Consider the following 19,091-nt stretch of genomic DNA (forward strand, 5'->3'; position numbering starts at 1 on the left):
CGGCAGCGACCCCTCGCACGTCAGAACCGGAGCGACAGAAACGCATTCACCACCCGGTTCGCCGCGGTGGTCTGCGACTGCTCCGCATTCAGTGACAAGCTCCGGCCGAAGTAGGGCGAACTCAACTGCCCGATCGGCATCGACCGGTTCACATGGTTCAGCAGGTTCTGCACCTGCACCCCAAAGAAGCAATGGAAGAAGCGATCCGGCGGCGCAGGTTTGGCTCCCGGTGCCGTCGGCTCTGCCGCCAGCCTCGGCCCAAAGATAAACTCCCGCCCAAACTGCCCCTGTACCGAGACCAGCCCCGGCGCAACGCCATAGTCGATGGGGATCACCCTCTGTCCGGCCACCGGAGCCGTGTCGAAATTGCCGATCGCCGTCCGCACCACCGTCGGCCGGCTCAGGTCCGTCGCAAACGCCGGCCGGTCATTGAAGATGGAATCTCCATTGTTGTCCTGCCCGGTCGTCACGTTGAACCGCGTCGCCGAGTGCATCGACAGAAACGCCGTTCCGCTGAAATTCCACGGCAGGTTGTACGAACTTCCCACAAACAGCCGGTGCCGTGTCATGTACGGTGTGCGCCCGTAGTCAGCCGAGACGTCGTAGCTGTTTGAGACAAAGCTGCCCGGCCCAAATCCCGCCGCCTCGCGGAAGCGGAAGCTGTAGTTCACCCACACAAACCCGTGGCTTCCGAACGACCTTGTATAGCTTGGCGCCAGCGTTGTCGTGTCCGACGTTCCCAGCGACGCGAACTGGTACACGTTCTGCGACCCGCCCAGCGGGCGCACACCGTTCAGCGGTGCGTTGGCATTGCGCGACAGCAACTGGTGCGTGCCGTGCTCCCGCGTAAACGAGACCGAGGCCCGCCCGCCAAACAGCACCCGTTCCGCCGTAACCCCCTCACCCAGCACATACGGCGAGTGGAACCCCGGCGCAATCTGGTACACCGTCGACGGCCTCCCCTGCGCGGCGAAAGTCACCACCCCACTGCCGCCAGGAGCGGGCGGGCCTGGAAACGTATCCGGGTTCTGCAGAAAAACCGTCTGCTGCAGCACTCCGTTCTCGCGCGCCGCCGTCAGAATGTTTCCCGCCCCAAACCGGTCGTAAAAGAACCCCACGCCACCACGCAACCGCACCAGCGGCGTTCCCTTCCTGCCGACGACCGTCAGCGCAAACCCCAGGCGCGGCGCAGGGTCGTTGTGGTCCGGAATGCCGTACTGCGACTCGTAACGCAGCCCGCTCGTCAACGAGAAGTTCTGCGACACCTTCCACTCGTCTTCGAAATACACGCCCAGGTCGCCCGTCGAGATCACCGCCGAAGGCTGACCCGCGGTCACGTTGTACTGCGACGCACCTCCGCCCGCGGCCCGTATCTGTGCCGGCGTCTGCCCCTGTGCCAGGCCGCGTACCGTCGTCTGGTACGCCTCGATCGACGCAAACGTGTACTGCCCGTTGAACGCCGCGGTCGACGTATTACTGTCCCGCGTCAGCCGATATCGCACGCCGCCGCGCAGGTAATGCCGGCCGCGATCCGAACTCACGTACTCCTGCCATTCGTAGTTGTCCAGCACATCTCGCAAGCCCTGCGTTGCGCTGCCGCCCCCGGTGAACGCGCCCTGCACCACCAGCGCCGGGTCCGTGCTGTTCGGAGTCTGCTCCGTCCAGGTCCGCCGATACTGAAACCGGCTTTCCACCACCGTTCGCGTGCTTGCTACGGTCGTATTGCCTACCTGCAACGCAAATGTCTTGCTGTCGGCCGTGTATCCGGCGGAGGGCAGCACCAGTTCCCCCGCGCCCAGCCCGCCGTTCTCCTGGTGCGTTCCGGACCACTCCGCCCGGGCGGTCAGTGTGTTGCGCTCGCCAAACTGGTGATCGATCCGCAGATTCGCCGACCGCGTCAGCAACGGATCCGCCACCGTCTGCGAAAACGGGACGACGTTGAAGTTCGCGTCCAGCACCGAGGCATTCACCGCTGCATTGTTTTGCAGGTCGTTAACCGTCGTCCCCGCAAAGAAGGACGTGCCTTTGCCCATCGGCCCGTTCACGTTCGCGTCCAGAAAGGTGGACTGGTACGACGGCGCCGTGGGCAGAAACGGATTGCGCGCATTCATCGGGTCCGCGTTCCCGCTCAGGTACACGCTGCCCTGGAGCTTCTGCCCGCCCGGCCGCGTAAACACGTCCACCACCGAGTTGCCCCGCTGATCGAACTGCGCAGAATATGCATTCTGGTTCACCCGGATCTCGCGAATCGCAGACTTGGGTGGCAGCCGCCCGTTGCTGAACCCGTCTACCCGCAGCTCCGGAGCGGATCCATCGTCCGTCTGCACCAGTGCATTGATCTGTTGCTGCAACACCGTTGGATCGTTCGACAGTGCCGCCAGTTCGTTCGCCCGCAACACAATCGCCTGGCCGTCTGAGATCGAGCCATCACCCGTCTCGCCGCTCGCGACGTTGACCGTCTCCGCCTTGGCCGCAATCCGCAGCCGCACCACCACCGGCTCACGCTCTTCCGTTCCGATCTCGACCGCCTGCCGCGCGTCCTGAAACCCGGTCGCGCCAATCCGCAAGCTGTACGCCCCTGCGGGCAGCGTCAGCAGCAGCTCGCCGGCGCGATCCGTGCGCAGCGTCTTTACAACCACGTCGTCCTGGGTGCGCGACTGGAACACCTGCACCTGGGCATTCGGCACCTTCGCTCCAGACGGGTCCACCACCACCACCCGCAACGGCGCGGATCTGGCCGCCTGTCCGGCAACCGCCGCAGGCAGGCACGCCACGGCGCACACCACCGCCGCAGTCGCCAGGCCGCGGCTGCGTATGTTGTTTCCGAACCCTGCTTGTATAACGCGCACGGGGGCGCACCAACGCATCCGCACTAGAGTGAGCTTTCTAGTTCCAATTCAGAATCGCAGGTGTGCGGTGGCGAGCGCTCAGGCGCTTCTATCGACGCACACATCCCTGTGGAACACAGGCTTGAGGGAGAGACAGCAACGGGAACAGTACTGCAACCAAACTTCTTCAGCGATAAAAAGCAAAGCCGGCGCTAACTTCCGCAACCGGTTTCGCCCGCTGCAAACCGCCGGGGACTAGAACGGGATATCGTCGTCCGTGATCCCCTCATTCGCGTAGTCGTCCTGCGGAGCCGGTGTCCTCTGGTCGAAGCTGGCAGTGTTGTTGCCACCACCGCCGCCACGGCTGTATCCGCCCTGGCCGCCGCCGTACCCACCCGAACTCTGGTTACCGCCGTAGCTCTGGCCGCCACCGTAGCTCGATCCACCTTCACGGTCGCCGCCACGGCCACCCAGCAACGACAACTCGTTCACCAGGATTTCAGTCCGGTACTTCTTCTGGCCGCTTTCCTTGTCATCCCACGACCGCGTCTGAATCTTGCCCTCGATGAAGATCTGCGTTCCCTTCTTCACGTAGTCACGCACGATCTCGGCGGTGCGGTTGAAGCAAACCAGGTTGTGCCACTCCGTCTTATCGACCCAGTTGCCGCTCTGGTCCTTCTGCCGGTCGGCAGTCGCCAGCGTCAACTGCGCAATGACCATGCCGCCCTGCGTCGCACGCATTTCCGGGTCTTTGCCCACATTGCCCAGCAGGAAAACCTTGTTCACACCCTTTGCCATGCCCACCTCAACCGAATCAACAAAAGCCTAGCAGAATCCCGCGCGGCCTCGGTGTTTGTACGATACATCCAGCACCGAACCATGCCGCCTACCCTGCCCAGCCTTCCCCGCATCTGCGTCGCCCTCAGCGGCGACGGCATGGCCAGCCTCGCCGCCGAAACCGCCCGGTCCTTCCCGTTTCTCGAATTCCGCCTCGACACCGCCCCTGAACCCTTCGAAGCCGTCTTCGAAATGGGCGCGTTCCTCCGCAAGCACCCGGCCGTCCGCGTCATCGCCACCTGCCGCCGCTCCAGCAACGGCGGCCAGTTCGCCGGCACCGCCGCCGACGAAGTCGAGATGCTCCGCCAGGCCATCGCCGTTGGTGCCCACATCGTCGATCTTTCGCTCGAAACCGCCGAAGAGCTCGCCATCAACCCGCACGCCCTCGCTCCCCTGCGCCGCGGGCCCAACGCCCTCCTGCTCTCGTGGCACGACTTCCACGGCACCCCACCCCTCGCGCCCGTGCTCGACCGCATGCACCGCGTCGGGGCCGACCTCTACAAGATCGTTCCCACCGCAACGACTCTCCGCGACAGCTTCGCCCTGCTTGACCTCCTCGAAGCCCACAGCGCCGACCGCAACCTGGTTGCCATGAGCATGGGGGCGCCCGGCACCCTCACCCGCATCCTCGGTCCACGCTTCGGATCGCTCTTCACCTTCGCCTCACCCACGTCCGGAACGCCTACCGCCCCCGGCCAGATCGATGCCGCCACCCTCCGCGACCTCTACCGCCTCGAATCCATCACGCCGCAAACCGAGGTCTACGCCGTCTTCGGTAAACCCATCTCCGGTTCGCGCTCGCCCGTCATGCTCAACACCGCCTTCCGCACCGCGGGGCGCGAAGCCGTCTATCTCCCGCTCGAGACCGACAATCCTGACGAGCTCTTCCTGGCCTGGCGCCACCTCCACCTCGCCGGCGCCAGCGTCACCATGCCGCTCAAAGAAACCATCCTGCCGCAGCTCACCGAGCTCGACCCGCAGGCCCGTACCGCGGGCGCGGCCAACACCTTGCAGAGCCTCCCGGACGACTCCATTCGCGGCAGCAACACCGACATTCTCGGCATCCTCGCTCCGCTCGACCGTCACTTTGCGGAGCGCGGGTCCACACTCTCGGGCAAATCCGCTCTCGTCCTCGGTGCCGGCGGAGTCGCGCGCGCCGCTCTCCACGCCCTCAAACAACGAGGCTGCCAGACATTCCTGACCAATCGCACCCTCGCCCGCGCCGACGCTCTCGCGGCGGAGACGGGCGCGACCGCACTGCCGCCTGACACCCTTCCTGGCCGGCACTTCGATCTCGTGCTCAACGGCACACCTTACGGCATGCCCACGTCCACCATGGCCGCTCCCATCGACTTCTCGGTCACCCCGTGCGGCCTCTTCTTCGACCTCGTCTACAACCCCATCGAGACACCGCTGATCCGCTCCGCCCGCGAACACGGCATCGTCGTCATCCCCGGAGTCGAAATGTTCCTCGCCCAGGGCGCAGCCCAGTACCAGACGTGGACCGGCGAACCAGCGCCACTCGACGCCATGCAGGCCGCGGTGTACCGCTCCATCCTCTAAATCGAATGTTGATGCATTGACGCTCTGGAAATCCCACAATCGGGGAGCGAACACATCCACAACCTTAAGCATCCATTAAGACATGAGTGGGAACGAGCTTCTGGCGCGGGTACGCCGGGCTGTGCACATGGCAGACAGTCTTCACATCGCGGATCACGCCCTGGCCGAGGAGTTCCTCCGCGCTACCGAGCGGTGCCGCGAATCCATCCGCGAACTGCAAAGAGTTACCGAACAACTCAAGACGGCCAGCCCCGCTGCAGAAGCCGCGCGGCTTGAACTGCTCCAGCAGCTTTCAGACCTCGACTGCGGCGACAAGCTTCTGCACAGCATGATCGATGCTGGCGACGGCTTCCAAGCGGAGATCCACACCGAGATCCCGCCCGGGCAGCTTCAATGAGTCCAGACTCCAACTAGGTGGTGAATCGGAAGGCTCATCCGACCGGTTCCCTGCCTAAACCCCAAGCTCCGTCCGGATCGCCCCTGCAATCGCATCCGCATGCCGCCGCATGGCGGCCTCATCCTCCGCCTCGATCATCACGCGTGCCAGCGCCTCGGTGCCCGAGTAGCGAATCACCACTCGACCCGAATCCTCCAGCTCCTCTTCCGCAGCGCGAATCGTGGTCTGCACGGCTGGGATCGTCTCCAGCGGCTTTTTCTCCCGCACCTTCACGTTCACGATCACCTGCGGAAACGTCTTCAGGTCCGCGATCAACTCGTCCAGCGACTTGCCCGACCGGTGCACGATGTCCAGCACCAGCAGCGCCGTCAGCAGCCCGTCGCCCGTGGTGCTGCGGCCCTGGAACAGGATGTGACCGCTCTGCTCGCCACCCAGCGACGCGCCGGAGTTCCGCATCTCCTCCAGCACATACTTGTCACCCACGGGAGCGCGCAGCATGCGAATTCCGTCCCGCTTCAGCGCGGCCTCCAGCCCCATGTTTGACATGGTCGTCGCCACCACCACATCGCCCTTCAACAACCCGCGCTCTTTCAGGTCGCGCGCTGCCAGCAACAGCACCGCATCCCCGTTCACCACGCGCCCATGCCGGTCCGCGAACAGGGCGCGGTCCGCGTCTCCGTCGAACGTCACACCCAGGTCCGCACCCGCCTCGACCACCATGCGCGCGACGACTTCCGGGTGCAGCGCTCCGCAACCCTCGTTGATGTTGCGCCCGTCCGGCGAAGCGTTACGCACCTGCACTTCGCCCTTCAACCCTGCGAACAACTGCGGAGCCACGGCGCTCGCCGCTCCGTTCGCGCAATCCAGCACCACGCGCTTCCCGTCCAGCGACAGGCCCGTCACCGCTGCCAGCAGCGCCTGCGCATACTCGGCGCGGTCGCTCTCTTCCACCTCGGGCACCGGCTCATGCTCGTGGTCCGCATGGTCCTGCTCCATCTGCCGAAAGATCTCGTCCTCGATGGCCAGCTCCGTCGCATCCGGCAGCTTGTACCCGTCCGGCCCGAAGACCTTGATGCCGTTGTCCTGCCACGGATTGTGCGACGCCGAAATCACCACGCCCGCGCTGAAACCATGCGACACGGTCAGGAACGCTACCGCCGGCGTCGTGATCACGCCCGCGCTCTCCACCGTGGCTCCGCCCTGGCGCAGCCCCGCGGCCAGCGTTGCCGCGATCCATTCGCTCGACTCGCGCGTGTCCATGCCCAGCACCACCCGGGGCGCGTTGCCCGCGTGCTTCGCCAGCGCCACACCCACCGCGAACACTGTGCGCCGGTCCAGCGGAGCCACGCCCGCTACGCCGCGAATGCCATCCGTGCCAAACAGCTTCCTCATGCTCCGTCCTTACCCCGCTCTTCCCTGCTGCGAATCTCTTCCACCCGCGCCACCGCGCTGCCGCTTGCAAACCGCGTCACGATGCGCTCCCCTGCCGTCAACTGCTCCGCTGAACGCACTATGGCTCCGCCTTCGGTAAACGCCAGCGCATACCCTCGATCCAGCACCGCCAGTGGCGACAACGCGCCCAGCCGCGCCGACGCGCTTTCCAGCCGGTGCTTCGACCGCACCGTCAACCCTGCACCCAGCTTCTCAAGCCGGTCCACCCGCGACCGCAGCACCGTTCGCGCATGCTGCAACTGCGCGCGCACATCCTGCCGCTGCAGCCGCGCGTCCAGCCTACGCAACCGGTCTGCCGCCTGCCTCCGTACATCGATGGAGGCTCGCTCCAGCCGCTCACTCAGCATGTCCACCCGTTGCTGCCTTCGCTCGATCCCATCCTGCGTCCGCTGCAGCACACCCGCCGTGGCCAGGCGCGTAAACCTCTGCCGCGCGCTCATCTGCTGAAAGCGCACCGCACGATACAGCCGGCTTTCCAGCGCCTGCAGCCGCTCTTCCACCCGGTGCTGCGACTCCGTAATCATCTCCGCCGCGGCGCTCGGCGTAGCCGCGCGCAGGTCTGCCACAAAGTCCGCAATCGTGAAGTCCGTTTCGTGACCCACGGCGCTCACCACTGGCAGATGCGAAGCCGCGATCGTCCGCGCCAGCGCCTCTTCGTTGAATGCCGCAAGGTCCTCCGCCGACCCACCTCCGCGCGCCAGCACGATCAGGTCCACCACCTGCGAAGGTTGGCCTCCCTCCGCAACCCGGTTGAAATACCGGATCCCCGCTGCGATCTCCACCGCCGCACCCGTACCCTGCACCGCCGCCGGGTACACCAGGAGGTTCATGCATCCATGCCGCCGACGGCACACCGTCACAATGTCCCGGATCACGGCACCCTGCACCGACGTGACAACACCCACGCGCCGGGGAAACGCCGGCAGTGCGCGCTTGCGCTCCGCGTCAAACAAGCCCTCGTCGCGCAGCTTCGCCTTCAACTGCTCAAACTGCACCTGCAGTGCGCCCGCGCCACGCGGCTCCAGCATTTCGGCAATCAATTGCAGTTGTCCGCGGCCTTCGAACACGGAAAGCCGGCCACGCAGCAATACCGCCGCGCCATCGCCCGGCTGCCAGCGCAGCATCGCCGCCTGGCGGCGAAACAGCACCGCACCCACCTGCGCCGCGCCGTCTTTCAGCGTGAAGTAAACATGTCCCGATTGCGCTGGGCGGAAGTTGCAGATCTCACCCACGACCCACACCGTGCCGTGGTTCTCCAGCCGCCCACGCAGCGTCCCGACCAGCTCGCCCACGGTCCACGGCGCATCATCGCGCGTGCGCTCCGGTAAGACGCCCGCCCGCTCAGCAACCCGCACCACCTCGGGCGCAACTTCCACGCTCGCAGTCACCGGACCCGGTACCGGTGCAACGGACCGCGTCTCCGCCGCAGCGACTTCCACAATCGGCTCAACTACCGGAGGTGCCGGTGCTTCAAACAACAGGCCGAACTGACCTAGCGCATCGGCCGTCGGCTCCGCAGACCACTTCGCCTGCCGCGCGCGATTCCGCTGCACATGCAACTGCGCCAGGCTCGGTGCCACCGGTTCGCGTTCCATCAGCCCCTCAGCTGGCGTTCGTTCCTGTCCAGAAAGCCGGTTCTACCGCGCCGGAGCTCCACCCAGGTTCTGCGTCGCAATCTCCGCGGCAGCGCTCTTGGGATCCTTGTCCTTGATCTCCGCGTAGATCTTGCGAGCCTGGTCCTTCTTGCCCTCGCTGTTGTACAGGTCAGCCAACTGCAACTGTGCCAGCCCACCCGGCACCGCCGTGGTCGGCTTCTTCGCCAGCTCCTGGTAGATCTCGATCGCCTGCGCGTCGCGGTTCGACCCGTGATACAGCCCTGCCAAGGCCAGCTTCGACAGCGCGGCGATGTCACTGTTCCACGATCCCGCCGACTTCTTCAGCAGCTCCTCCGCCGTTGCGGTCTGACCCATCTGCTGCGCCGTCACGCCCTGCAGGTACAGCGCATTGCGTCCCGCCGGCGTCATGCCATAGCTGCTTGCAACTGCTGCAAATTCGCCGTTGGCTGCGCGCGCCCGCTCCTCGCTCGTGTTGAAGGTGCGCTCGCCCGCCGGTACCGGCTGGCCCGGCTGCACCACCGGCGTCTCATACGTCCGCATGGCATCGCTCAACTTCTGCTGGGCCACCGTCGACCGGTGGTTGTACAGCAGGACCACGGCCAATAGGAGGATGGCCACGCCAACAGCGCCCACGATCACCGCAATCAGGTTGCGGTTTTCTGAAACGTAGAGCGGTCCGCTCTTCAGCGGGTTGGTGGCAAGCGCGGAGTTCGTTCGGGAGGTGGTCATGTTCAAGAAAGGCGGCTCGTTTCAGATCGGAAGTTGGGTCGCGAAAGCTGCAAAGCGGCATCGCTGCATGCCATCCCGAAGTTTATCAGTCCTGCCCATGCTGCTACCCTAACGGCAAGGAGCCCGCCGCCATGTACGAGAACTTCCACACCACCGACCGCTGGACCGGCGAGGACCTCCATTGCGTCTGGAAGGGCACCTTTGTCGCCATCGCCACCCGCCACGCCGACGCCACCGACATCCGCTTCGCCGTCAACGGCCGCCCCATGTGGATCGCCATGCCCAACATCGCCTGGGTCGAGATGAAGCGCCGCACCGGCCACGTCATCACCGACTACGCCGCCGCCCAGGCCGCCGGCCGCTATCTCAAATCCATCATTGACACCGGCTACGACAACGGCCGCGAGTTCTACACCATGACCGTCGACGAGGTCATCGAGCACGTCAACGCCGTCGTCAACGAGGCCGGCTCCACCGGCGCCCTCCCGCTGCTCCCCGTCATCAACGACGACGTCCAGCCCGAAACCTACGCCGGCCACCTCCCCTCCGACAACGTCACCGAGCCCGTCGCCGCCCCCAACCCGTAGCCGCGATCCATCGAAACCGTGCCCCGCGTCCGGCTCTCGGGCGTGGGTTTTTCGTTTCCACCAAAACTAGCCACTTGCGGCCAACCACGCTTCCGTCGCCACGAACAGCGCACCCATCGCGTACCCTTATCCCCAATGAACCGCCGCGAGCTCATCGCCGCACTCTCAGCAGGGGTACTCATGTCGAACGTCGAATCCGCCGCCGCTACCGCACAGCAGTCCAGCAAACGCGCCCCGGGAACCGTCCGCCTCCTCATCGGCACCAGCAAGCGCGACTCCAAGGGCCTCTACACCGCCTACTTTTCCAACGGCACCCTGTCTGCACCAGCGCTCGCGGAGCCCGCCCGCAACCCCAGCTTCCTCGCGCTGCCCCGCCCGGACTACCCCGTCCTCTTCGCCGTCACGCAGCCCGAAGATCTGCCTTCGCACGCAAGCTCGTTCACACACCCGCCCATGAGCGACCGTCCCGACGGCGACCAGTTCCAGAAGATCAGCGATGCCCCGTCACACGGTAAAGGCGGCTGCCACGTCGGCGTCTCGCCCGACGGCCATTCCGTCTTCATCGCCAACTACGCCGGCGCCTCCGTCGCCTCGTTCCACGCCGACGACCGCGGCGCCCTCACGCTCGCCTCCCACATCGACTTCCCGCCCGACGGCCACGGTCCCAACCCCGACCGCCAGCAGCAGAGCTACATCCACTCCGCGCTCAGCTCACCCGACGGCAACTTCGTCCTCGTCAACGATCTCGGCCTCGACCGCATCCACATCTTCCGCCTCGACCACGCCACCGCAAAACTGACTCCGCACGGCGAGTGGCATGCGGAGCCTGGCTCTGGCCCGCGTCACCTCGCCCTGCATCCCAACGGCCACTGGATCTACTGCATCCACGAGCTCAACTCCACCGTCGTCCTCCTCCACTGGAACGCCGCGGAAGGCACGCTCACCACCGCCGGCCAGCCCATCTCCACGCTGCCCCCGGGCGTCGACGCCGCCGGCAAGCGCGCCTCCGAGCTCGCCTTCTCCCACGACCTCCGCTTCCTCTACGCCAGCAACCGCGTCCACGAGTCCTTCACCGTGTACAGCATCGACCCGCAGACTGGCGCGCTCAGCACTGTCCAGCATCTCGAAAACCCCGGCAAGGAATCACGCCACATCGCCCTCAGCCCCGACGGCAAGTTCTTCCTCAGCGCCAACCAGTTCTCCGACGAGATCAGCGTCTTCCCCATCGACACCGCCACCGGCAAGCTCGGCGACCGCACCTCCACCGTCCCCATCGCCGGCCCCAGTTGCCTGCTCTTCGCATAAGCGACAGAAGTTCCGGTCGCGATAGACAATGATCCTCAAACCAACGGGGTGACCTATCGCAATGACCAGCCGTTCCGGACGCACCGGCGCATCCGCCTGCTCCAACGTTCCGCACCCGGACCTCGCCCTTTCCCGGCGCGACATGGTCAAGCTCTCCGGCATGGCCGGAGTGGCGGCCCTCACCGGCAACGCCGGCGCCGCGCAGCAAAATACCCCGCAGCACCGCCCGCGCATTGCCTGCCTGGTCAGCTACTGGGGCGCACCCAACTCCCACGCGGACTGGATCATCGACAAGCTCATGGACGGCTACTGGTGGCACGGCGCCCACACCCCGTCACGCGTCGACGTCGTCTCCGTCTACATCCATCAGCTCGACACCAGCCCATTAGGCCAAAAGGTCTGCGCCGCAAAGAACATTCCCATCTACAAGACGGTCGCCGAAGCCGTCACCCTCGGCGGCAAGGATCTCGCCGTCGACGGTGTCGTCATCGTCGCCGAACACGGCAACTACCCCACCAACCTCAAAGGCCAGTGGATGCTGCCGCGCTGGTGGATCTACCAGCAGGTGATCCGCGTCTTCGAGCAGAGCAACCGCGCCGTCCCCGTCTTCAACGACAAGCATTTCTCCTGGGACTGGGACGAAGCCAAGTGGATGTTCGACAAGTCCCGCGAGCTCGGCTTCCCGCTCACCGGCGGCTCCTCCATCCCGGCCTACTTCCGCAAACCTGAGATTGAACTCACACCTGGCACGCCCATCCGCAACTCCATCGTGGTCGGCGACGCTGCCGACGAAGGCGCCCTCTTCCACTGCGTCGACGTCCTCCAGGCCTTCGTCGATCGCCGCAAAGGCGGCGAAACCGGCGTCCGCTCCGTGCAGTCCATTCGCGGCCCCGAAAGCTGGAACTGGGTGCAACACACTGCCTGGGCCAACAACCTGTTCGAAGCCGTCCGCAAGCAGTTCAACCTAGAGCCCGACCAGATCCAGAAAGTCCGCAACCCCAACGTCACCGTCGTCGAGTACAACGACGGCACCAACGGCGCTGTCATCACCGGCGCGGGCGTCGGCTGGACCTACGCCGCCGACATCGCGGGTCAGCCCTCCCCCACCCTCATCTCCATGCTCGGCTGGCCCGGCCCCTTATCGCAGTACCACGCCTCCAACGCCCATTCCCATTGGGCGATCGAGATGATGCTGACTAAGCAGGAACCCTTCAACGCCGAGCGCCTCCTGCTCGCCACCGGCATCACCGACTTCGCCATGGACTCCTGCTGGCAGAACGGCCGCTACTCCGCCGTGGGCCGCCGCGTCCCCACGCCATTCCTCAACATGACCTACCAATCGACCCACGGCCCGCTCTTCGAAACCGCCCCGCGCCCGCCCAACACGCCCTACCTTCGCGGCTTCCAGTCCTGATCCCGGCGCTCAGGTCCGCCCTCGACACAACTCAACACGAACCTAAGCCGTAGCCTGCCCAAACACCCGCCGCAGGTTCCCGCCCAGAAACTTGCGGATCCGCGCCTCGCTATACCCGCGTCGCAGCATCGCATCCGTCACCATCGGCAGATCACGCACATCGCGCATCCCGCGCGCCAGCGTCGGCCCGCCATCAAAATCGCTTCCCAGCGCCACGGCATCCTCGCCCACCAGCCGGATCGCGCGATCCACCACATCCACCCAGTCATCCATGTGCATCGCGACCTCGTCCGGCACCTCCGCGCCCAGCATGGGAAAGGTCGGCGCCACCAGTTCATCGATCTCGTAAATGCTCTTGCCCCGCGTCCGCTCCGGAATGCTCGTCGTATCCCAGAACGTCTTCTTGCGATGCGCGGTCAGCCACGCGTACTCGCGCGGATAGGCGAACTCGCTGCCAATCTGAAACCCGATCACGCCACCCCGATCCACCAGCTTCTTCAGCAGGTCGTCCGGCATGTTCCGCGGAATGTCGTTCACCTCGCGCAGCCCATGGTGCGTGGCCACCACCGGCCGCTCACTCGCGTCGATCACCTGCGCAATCGTGGTGTCCGCCGCGTGCGACACGTTGATCACCATGCCCAGCCGGTTCATCTCGCGCACCACGTCGCGCCCGCGCGACGTCAGGCCGCCCCCCTGCGCCGTCGAACAACACGCATCCGCATAATGCTGATTCCAGTTGTGCGCCGAAACCTGCGCCGACCGCAGACCCAGCGCGTGCATCGACCGCAGCACACCAGGGTCGCCGTCCAGGTCATAGCTGCCCTCAATGTCCAGCACCGCCGCGACCTTGCCCTCGCGCTCCAGTCGCGTCAGGTCCGCACCGTTCAGCGCCAGCCCAAGCTGCGCGTTCGCATCGTGAATCTGCCGCAGCGCATGATCCATGCGCCGCAGGGCCTGCTTCGTCTCGTACCGTCCCGGGTAGTACTCTTCGGGCACAAAGACCGACAGGAAGAACGCGTCGACCCCGCCTTCCCTGGCCCGCGGCAGATCCCACTGTCCAACCTCAACCCGGTCAGTGATGTTGCCGCCGTGGTAAAACTCCCGGTCCAGGGCGTGAACGTGCGCGTCGAACACATACGCATCACGGTGCAGTGCCGCCGCCCGGGCAGACACCGCACCCAGGCTGCTGGCGGGCAGCGCAGTTGCTGCAACCGCAAAGGCAGCACCCTTCAGGAATTCCCGGCGACTCGCAGCAACGGAACGCATCATTCTGGTTTCGCAGCAGCATACCGTCTCAGCGTCGCCTCCAACTCAGACGCAAGTCCTACCCGCGGCCAAGGCCCACCGCAACACGTTGACCGCACTCGTCTCGCCGACCCCGCTGCCTGCTCTTCGCCTGAACGCCATCCCGCTTTAGCCGCCAAAGCACCACCGGCTCCCGTATACTTCCGCCGTACCGGCCTCACACGGCCGACCGCCAACAACCTATGCGCAACGTTGCCATCGCTCTCCTCAGCGTCGCCCTCAGCGTTCCCCTCGCGGCTTGTCTCCACGGCCAGGCCGACGGCGGCTACACTCCGAGCGACGGTGGCGGAGGTGGAGTTCTTCAGAGCATCTACGTTCCAAATTTTCAGAACGCACCCTTCACCCTCACACTTCACACCGAGTGGAGCCAGACCTTGCGCAACGGCGGCACCTTCACCACGGTCAACACGCGGCCCATCTTTCGCGACCGCGCCGGCCGCATCTACCAGGAGCGCTGGACCCTGGTCCCCAAGGGCAGCGACATCCGTTCCCAGATGACCTTGATCCAACTGGATGATCCAGTGGCTCAGAAGTTCTACCAGTGTTTCGTCCGCGAAAAGGTCTGCCAGATCTCGACCTCCTACATGGGTCTCGCCCACTACGATCCGAACCGACTCCAGTCGGGCCCGCTGAAAGACAACAAGGGCACGTTTCTGCACGAAGATCTTGGCGCTGCCAGCGTCGTCGGTATGCTCGTCCACAACTACCGCGACACCACAACACTCAACACCGGTGTCCTTGGCAATGACGCTCCGATGGCGACCGTCCGCGAGTTCAGCTACAGTGCCGATCTCGGCTTCGACCTCGCTTCCAGCCTCGACTCGGCCCAGGTTGGCCACCAAATTTTTACCGTCACCGACCTGAACACCAACGACCCCGATCCCAAGTACTTCCAACCGCCGGAAGGCTACAAGCTGATCGATCGCCGCAAGCCCGCACCCACCGGCCAGGTTCGCTAGCAAAAGATAGGTAAGATTCGTCGCTCATTCGGCCGCTTTCTGCCGCATCTTCCTCAAGGCTTCGGTGCCGGAACCCGCTGCGCCATGGTCGCGTTGGTAAGCGCCGCCCGGTCAACGTCGACACATCCCAACCGGCCATCCTGTTGCGAGCTGATCACCAGGCGCACACGATCCACGTTCGCCGGAAGCTCCAGCGTCAACTTGAACGACGCCGTCGTTCCGGCAAGCACCAGCGGATCCTGGGAGCGTGTCATCATCGCAACATTGCGGAAATTGGACGACAACCGCTTGCCCTCCTTCGACAGGCCCAGCCCACCCACCGTGAACTCCGAGAGGCTCGTCTCTTGCTCATCGGGGCGCCACGGCAGGTCCTTTCCTTCCGCAAACAGGGTGAACTCCGCACTCTTCCCATCGGCGGATCGGTCGATGTGCGTCACCCGAAGCGGTAGCTTCTGAAATGGCAAAGTAGCGTTCGCCGCTTCCGCCATCTGAAACACCTGCATCGCCTGCGGTGTGTTCTGCTCCTGCACCTCCGGAGCGTAGTAGCCGCTCTTCGTCACCACGCGAAGGTTGGGGTTGCGCAGCGTCACGCGGATGTGCCGGAACTTGCCATCCACTACCGTCTCGCTCGGGCGATACGTCAGCCGGTATGACCCGCGTTCCAGGTCAAGAGCTTGGCGCATCGCAGTCACCAGGTCGTTCGTCGCTGTGTAAACGGATCCGCCTGTCTCCGCCGCCAGCGTTCGCAGGTTGAAGCCGCTGCCGTATGGATCGGCGGCACTCGCCGCCTGCGAATCGGACCCCAGATGAAAGCCCGAATACAAGACGAAGTCCGGAGGAAACAGGACATGCAACGTCATCCGGCTCTCCAGAAACGTGTTCGTCAGGTAGCGGATGTACTGTTGCGTTTGCGATCGCCTGGTCAGCGGCTGAGCATAGAAGTCGATCCCGTAGCCGGGGCCAAGCCACACCACGGCAGTCTTGGCAGGGTCGCCCAAGCCCTCCAGCGCAATCTGTTCCAACGCGCTCAGGGTTCTGTTCAGGCGCTCCGACTCCAGGTTCACCATCGTCGCATCAGTCCCTGGCAGGTGCGCCACGGCAGAGAGCAGGTCGGCACGCTTCCGCGTAGCGGGTTGCACGATCTTCAACACCGTGTCCGTCAGCACCATAAACTCGGTCGGATTCGCGAGCGTTTCAGGCAGCGAACGCAGGTAGTTCTGGAACGAGATCAGGTAGTAGGCCCTGTCGGCAGGCGCGGTGTTCAATTGGTCCAGCACAAACACATGGGTCGATGCTGACGCCTGAGACGGAGCCTCAAACGAGAGGATGCGTTGCGCTTGCCCATCCTCCGTAACGGCGAAGTCGTCGCGATCCAGTCTCACGTTAGCCGGACGGCCCTTCTTGTCGATCACCGCTACATCCAGCAGCACGATCTGCGTGCTCACATGCAACGTGGTCGTCGCAGGCTCGACCGCGCTCGCGCTTTGACCTCGCAAGTGTGACGCGGAAAGTGCCACAACAAGAACTGCCCAACCCAGAAGTCTGCAAACGACTGCACGCATAGTTGTTCTCGCGAGTGACGGCATACCTACTCAGGAATCGCGACCGACTATATCAGCATGGCTTCAGTACCTTCCAGAGTTTTATGCTGGCGACCAGTCGCCTCCTGTGCCAGCAGTCCCGGTCGCGGTGACTGGGTTCGGCATTCCGCTCATCTAACCGCACGCATGTTCCTGCACACCCTTCGTATCGAGCGCATCACGCCATCAGGAGAAGTTCACGCCGTTCCCATCGCGCAGCTCGACAACTTCAGCATGCGCAACTTCACCAATGACGCCATCTTCGACGACACACTTCCTGTCGCCGATGGCACCCTCGAAGCCGGCTCGCTCGTGCCGCTCGACCGCCTGCGCGACGCCATGGTGCTCTGGTTCCGGCGTAAGCAATACCTCCAGCCCGGCGACACGCTCCGCATCACGCCAACGACTTTCCACCGCGGCGAGACCTCAAAGTCTTGACACGCCTCGTAAACTAATACTGAAGCGGAAAAGCCGGCGCATGTGCGCCGGCTTTTCATTTCGATCCGTAAGTAACACCACCGCTGGAACTTACGCCTAAGTTCCAGCGGCAGAAGAACTTACCGTGGCATCCAGAACGCAAGTGTCACGGATTGAGGAACTTACGATTTCCAGCCAGGGAGGGGGCTACTCGTTGTAGTGCAGCAGGCTGTACACATCCACGTCGGGAAACTTGTCGCGCCCCTTCAGAAAGTCCAGCTCCACCGCAAACGCCACGCCAGCAATCTCGCCGCCCAACTGGCGCACCAGTTGCACGGTCGCCTGCATGGTTCCGCCCGTCGCCAGCAGATCGTCCACGATCACGACGCGTTGCCCAGGCTGGATCGCATCCAGATGGATCTCCAGCGAATCCGATCCGTACTCGAGGTCGTAAGTGACCTTCGCAACCGGCGCCGGCAGCTTCTTCGGCTTGCGAACCGGCACAAAACCAGCATTCAAGCGGTACGCCATCGCCGGCCCAAAGATGAATCCGCGCGCCTCGATGCCCAGCACCAGGTCCACATGCTTGTCGATGTAGTACGCCGCAAAGGCGTCGATCATCTGCGCGAATCCGGCCTTGTCCTTCAGCAGCGTCGTAATGTCGTAAAAGAGAATGCCCGGCTTCGGAAAATCAGGCACGGTGCGAATGAGCTGCTTCAGCGGCTCACAGTTGATCGGTGTCGACATACAAACATTGTATGTTTCTCGCCTGTTGAGATTGCCGCTTCAGGCGCAAGCTGAACCACTCTGTTGAACTTGCCGCAGCAGGTTTGATGATCTTGCCGCAGGACATCTCAGGCGATCTACATCGCGCCGTGGATGCGAAACTCACCCAACTCGGCGCCTTCCGCATCACTCAACTCGTGCACCTGCACGCGATCGACGCGGCTACCGCGCGAGCCTTTGCGCAGCGCAGCTTCCAGTTCCGAGAGCTGCTCCGGCTCGCCCATGGCAACCGCTTCCACGTGGCCGCTGTCCGTGTTGCGCACCCAACCACGAAGCCCGATCTCGGCGGCCTCGCGCTGCACGAACCACCTGAAACCAACGCCCTGTACGCGGCCCTCGATCTGATAGTGGCGAATCACGCGGAATGTTCCTGCAGATGTTCCAGAATCGCGGCCGCGGTCTCCTTCGGCTGTTCGCGCTGCGGGAAGTGCCCAGAGTGTTCCAACAAAATGCGACGGTAGCCATTCGTGAAGTACTGACCCGCGCCGTCCGTCGTCTCCGCGAGCGTGCAGTTGTCTTCCATGCCGTGGATCAGCAAGGTCGGCGTGCTCAGGTGCGCCGTTGCCTCGAATCTTGTCTGCAGTACCGCGTAGCGCGGATCCTTTTCCGCATGGCCCCAGCGTGAGCGATAGCTGTGCAGCACCGTGCCTTCAAAGTCCTTGCCAGTCCAACTGCGCGCAGCCTCCGCCAGGTCGGCTGCCGTGTACCAGCCGTGCGGGCTCCACGCATCCCACTGCGCCTTGCCAAAGGCAACAGGATCTTCGCGGAACTTCTTCGCGCCCGGCTCCGTGCACAACAGCCACTGATACCAGAACGCGCGCGCCTGCGGAAACGATGGCGCCTCCTGCGACGCCGGCTGAAACGGCACGGAAATCGTCACCATGCTCTTCAGCCGCTGCGGGAACAACGCCGACAGCGCGTGCGCGGTCCGCGCACCCCAATCATGGCCGATGAAATGAAAGCTGCGCATTCCCAGCGCATCCGCGAGGTCGATCATGTCCTGCGCAAACGCGACCGGCTGCCCGGTCCGGCGAGGCTTCTTGCCGAAGAAGCTGTCGCGATACTCGCTTGGACCGTAGCCCCGCAGATACGGAACGACCGTGCGATAACCCGCTTCATGCAGCACGGGCAACACCTTGTCCCAGGTCCGCGGCGAATCCGGCCAGCCATGCACCAGCAGCAACCGTTCGCCCTTTTTCGGTCCGCTCTCTTCATAGGCCAGCCGCAAGACCGGCGTCTTCACTTCATGAACGCGCATGCTTCGTTTGGATGCGCGGCAAACGGAAAACGGCACCGCCGAAGCGATGCCGTTTGGG

The 19,091-nt window shown here is 64.4% G+C and carries 17 protein-coding genes; 7 read left to right on the top strand and 10 right to left on the bottom strand.

Annotated elements, in window-relative coordinates; genetic code table 11:
* Positions 1–20: 20 nt before the first annotated feature.
* Both OHL12_RS07425 and OHL12_RS07430 read right to left on the bottom strand, forming a co-directional pair.
* On the bottom strand, positions 21–2,849 hold the full coding sequence (locus OHL12_RS07425) for a TonB-dependent receptor (protein ID WP_263413189.1): 2,829 nt from the start codon (positions 2,847–2,849) through the stop codon (positions 21–23).
* Positions 2,850–3,083: 234 nt separating this feature from the next.
* Positions 3,084–3,626, bottom strand: coding sequence for a single-stranded DNA-binding protein (locus tag OHL12_RS07430; RefSeq protein WP_263413190.1), 543 nt, complete (start codon positions 3,624–3,626; stop codon positions 3,084–3,086).
* Positions 3,627–3,707: 81 nt separating this feature from the next.
* Here OHL12_RS07430 and aroE point away from each other — a divergent pair, with 81 nt between their 5' ends.
* Together aroE and OHL12_RS07440 are read left to right on the top strand one after the other, a co-directional pair.
* A complete protein-coding gene (gene aroE, locus OHL12_RS07435) occupies positions 3,708–5,228 on the top strand; it encodes a shikimate dehydrogenase (RefSeq protein ID WP_263413191.1) in 1,521 nt (506 codons plus the stop codon).
* A gap of 127 nt (positions 5,229–5,355) precedes the next feature.
* Complete coding sequence (locus OHL12_RS07440; protein WP_263413192.1) at positions 5,356–5,625, top strand: hypothetical protein; 270 nt, start codon at positions 5,356–5,358, stop codon at positions 5,623–5,625.
* Between the two features lie 54 nt (positions 5,626–5,679).
* Here OHL12_RS07440 and glmM read toward each other — a convergent pair whose 3' ends face one another.
* The 3 genes from glmM to OHL12_RS07455 are packed head-to-tail and all read right to left on the bottom strand — an operon-like array spanning position 5,680 to position 9,422.
* Positions 5,680–7,017, bottom strand: a complete 1,338-nt coding sequence (gene glmM, locus OHL12_RS07445) for a phosphoglucosamine mutase (RefSeq protein WP_263413193.1) — start codon at positions 7,015–7,017, stop codon at positions 5,680–5,682.
* Positions 7,014–8,672 (bottom strand): exodeoxyribonuclease VII large subunit, encoded by a 1,659-nt coding sequence (gene xseA, locus OHL12_RS07450; protein ID WP_263413194.1) that lies wholly within the window; start codon positions 8,670–8,672, stop codon positions 7,014–7,016. Before xseA ends, glmM begins: the two co-directional genes overlap by 4 nt.
* A gap of 42 nt (positions 8,673–8,714) precedes the next feature.
* On the bottom strand, positions 8,715–9,422 hold the full coding sequence (locus OHL12_RS07455) for a tetratricopeptide repeat protein (protein WP_263413195.1): 708 nt from the start codon (positions 9,420–9,422) through the stop codon (positions 8,715–8,717).
* Between the two features lie 131 nt (positions 9,423–9,553).
* Between OHL12_RS07455 and OHL12_RS07460 the strand changes: the two genes are divergently transcribed.
* The 3 genes from OHL12_RS07460 to OHL12_RS07470 all read left to right on the top strand — a co-directional run bounded on the left by OHL12_RS07460 (position 9,554) and on the right by OHL12_RS07470 (position 12,728).
* Positions 9,554–10,009: a hypothetical protein gene (locus OHL12_RS07460; RefSeq protein WP_263413196.1), complete on the top strand. Its 456-nt coding sequence runs from the start codon at positions 9,554–9,556 to the stop codon at positions 10,007–10,009.
* A gap of 135 nt (positions 10,010–10,144) precedes the next feature.
* Positions 10,145–11,314, top strand: a complete 1,170-nt coding sequence (locus OHL12_RS07465; protein ID WP_263413197.1) for a lactonase family protein — start codon at positions 10,145–10,147, stop codon at positions 11,312–11,314.
* A 61-nt stretch (positions 11,315–11,375) separates the two neighbouring features.
* A complete protein-coding gene (locus tag OHL12_RS07470; RefSeq protein WP_263413198.1) occupies positions 11,376–12,728 on the top strand; it encodes a twin-arginine translocation signal domain-containing protein in 1,353 nt (450 codons plus the stop codon).
* Between the two features lie 42 nt (positions 12,729–12,770).
* Here the strand turns inward: OHL12_RS07470 and OHL12_RS07475 are convergent, their stop codons facing one another.
* The gene (locus OHL12_RS07475; protein ID WP_263413199.1) at positions 12,771–13,997 is read right to left on the bottom strand and encodes a dipeptidase; all 1,227 of its coding nucleotides are present in this window, start codon (positions 13,995–13,997) and stop codon (positions 12,771–12,773) included.
* A 218-nt stretch (positions 13,998–14,215) separates the two neighbouring features.
* Here OHL12_RS07475 and OHL12_RS07480 point away from each other — a divergent pair, with 218 nt between their 5' ends.
* Complete coding sequence (locus OHL12_RS07480) at positions 14,216–14,992, top strand: hypothetical protein (protein WP_263413200.1); 777 nt, start codon at positions 14,216–14,218, stop codon at positions 14,990–14,992.
* Positions 14,993–15,045: 53 nt separating this feature from the next.
* On the opposite strand, the gene OHL12_RS07485 is transcribed toward OHL12_RS07480, so the two are convergent.
* Entirely contained in the window at positions 15,046–16,488 is a 1,443-nt protein-coding gene (locus OHL12_RS07485; protein WP_263413201.1) for a VWA domain-containing protein, read from the bottom strand.
* Positions 16,489–16,719: 231 nt separating this feature from the next.
* Here OHL12_RS07485 and OHL12_RS07490 point away from each other — a divergent pair, with 231 nt between their 5' ends.
* Complete coding sequence (locus OHL12_RS07490) at positions 16,720–17,010, top strand: hypothetical protein (RefSeq protein ID WP_263413202.1); 291 nt, start codon at positions 16,720–16,722, stop codon at positions 17,008–17,010.
* Positions 17,011–17,196: 186 nt separating this feature from the next.
* Here the strand turns inward: OHL12_RS07490 and OHL12_RS07495 are convergent, their stop codons facing one another.
* From OHL12_RS07495 to OHL12_RS07505, 3 genes are all read right to left on the bottom strand, one after another.
* Complete coding sequence (locus OHL12_RS07495) at positions 17,197–17,736, bottom strand: adenine phosphoribosyltransferase (RefSeq protein WP_263413203.1); 540 nt, start codon at positions 17,734–17,736, stop codon at positions 17,197–17,199.
* A 116-nt stretch (positions 17,737–17,852) separates the two neighbouring features.
* Positions 17,853–18,134 carry an acylphosphatase gene (locus OHL12_RS07500; RefSeq protein ID WP_263413204.1) on the bottom strand — a complete coding sequence of 94 codons (282 nt, stop codon included), beginning with the start codon at positions 18,132–18,134 and terminating at the stop codon, positions 17,853–17,855.
* Positions 18,131–19,033, bottom strand: coding sequence for an alpha/beta fold hydrolase (locus OHL12_RS07505; RefSeq protein ID WP_263413205.1), 903 nt, complete (start codon positions 19,031–19,033; stop codon positions 18,131–18,133). Before OHL12_RS07505 ends, OHL12_RS07500 begins: the two co-directional genes overlap by 4 nt.
* Between the last annotated feature and the right edge of the window lie 58 nt (positions 19,034–19,091).

Source organism: Terriglobus aquaticus (assembly GCF_025685415.1).
Classification (GTDB): domain Bacteria; phylum Acidobacteriota; class Terriglobia; order Terriglobales; family Acidobacteriaceae; genus Terriglobus; species Terriglobus aquaticus.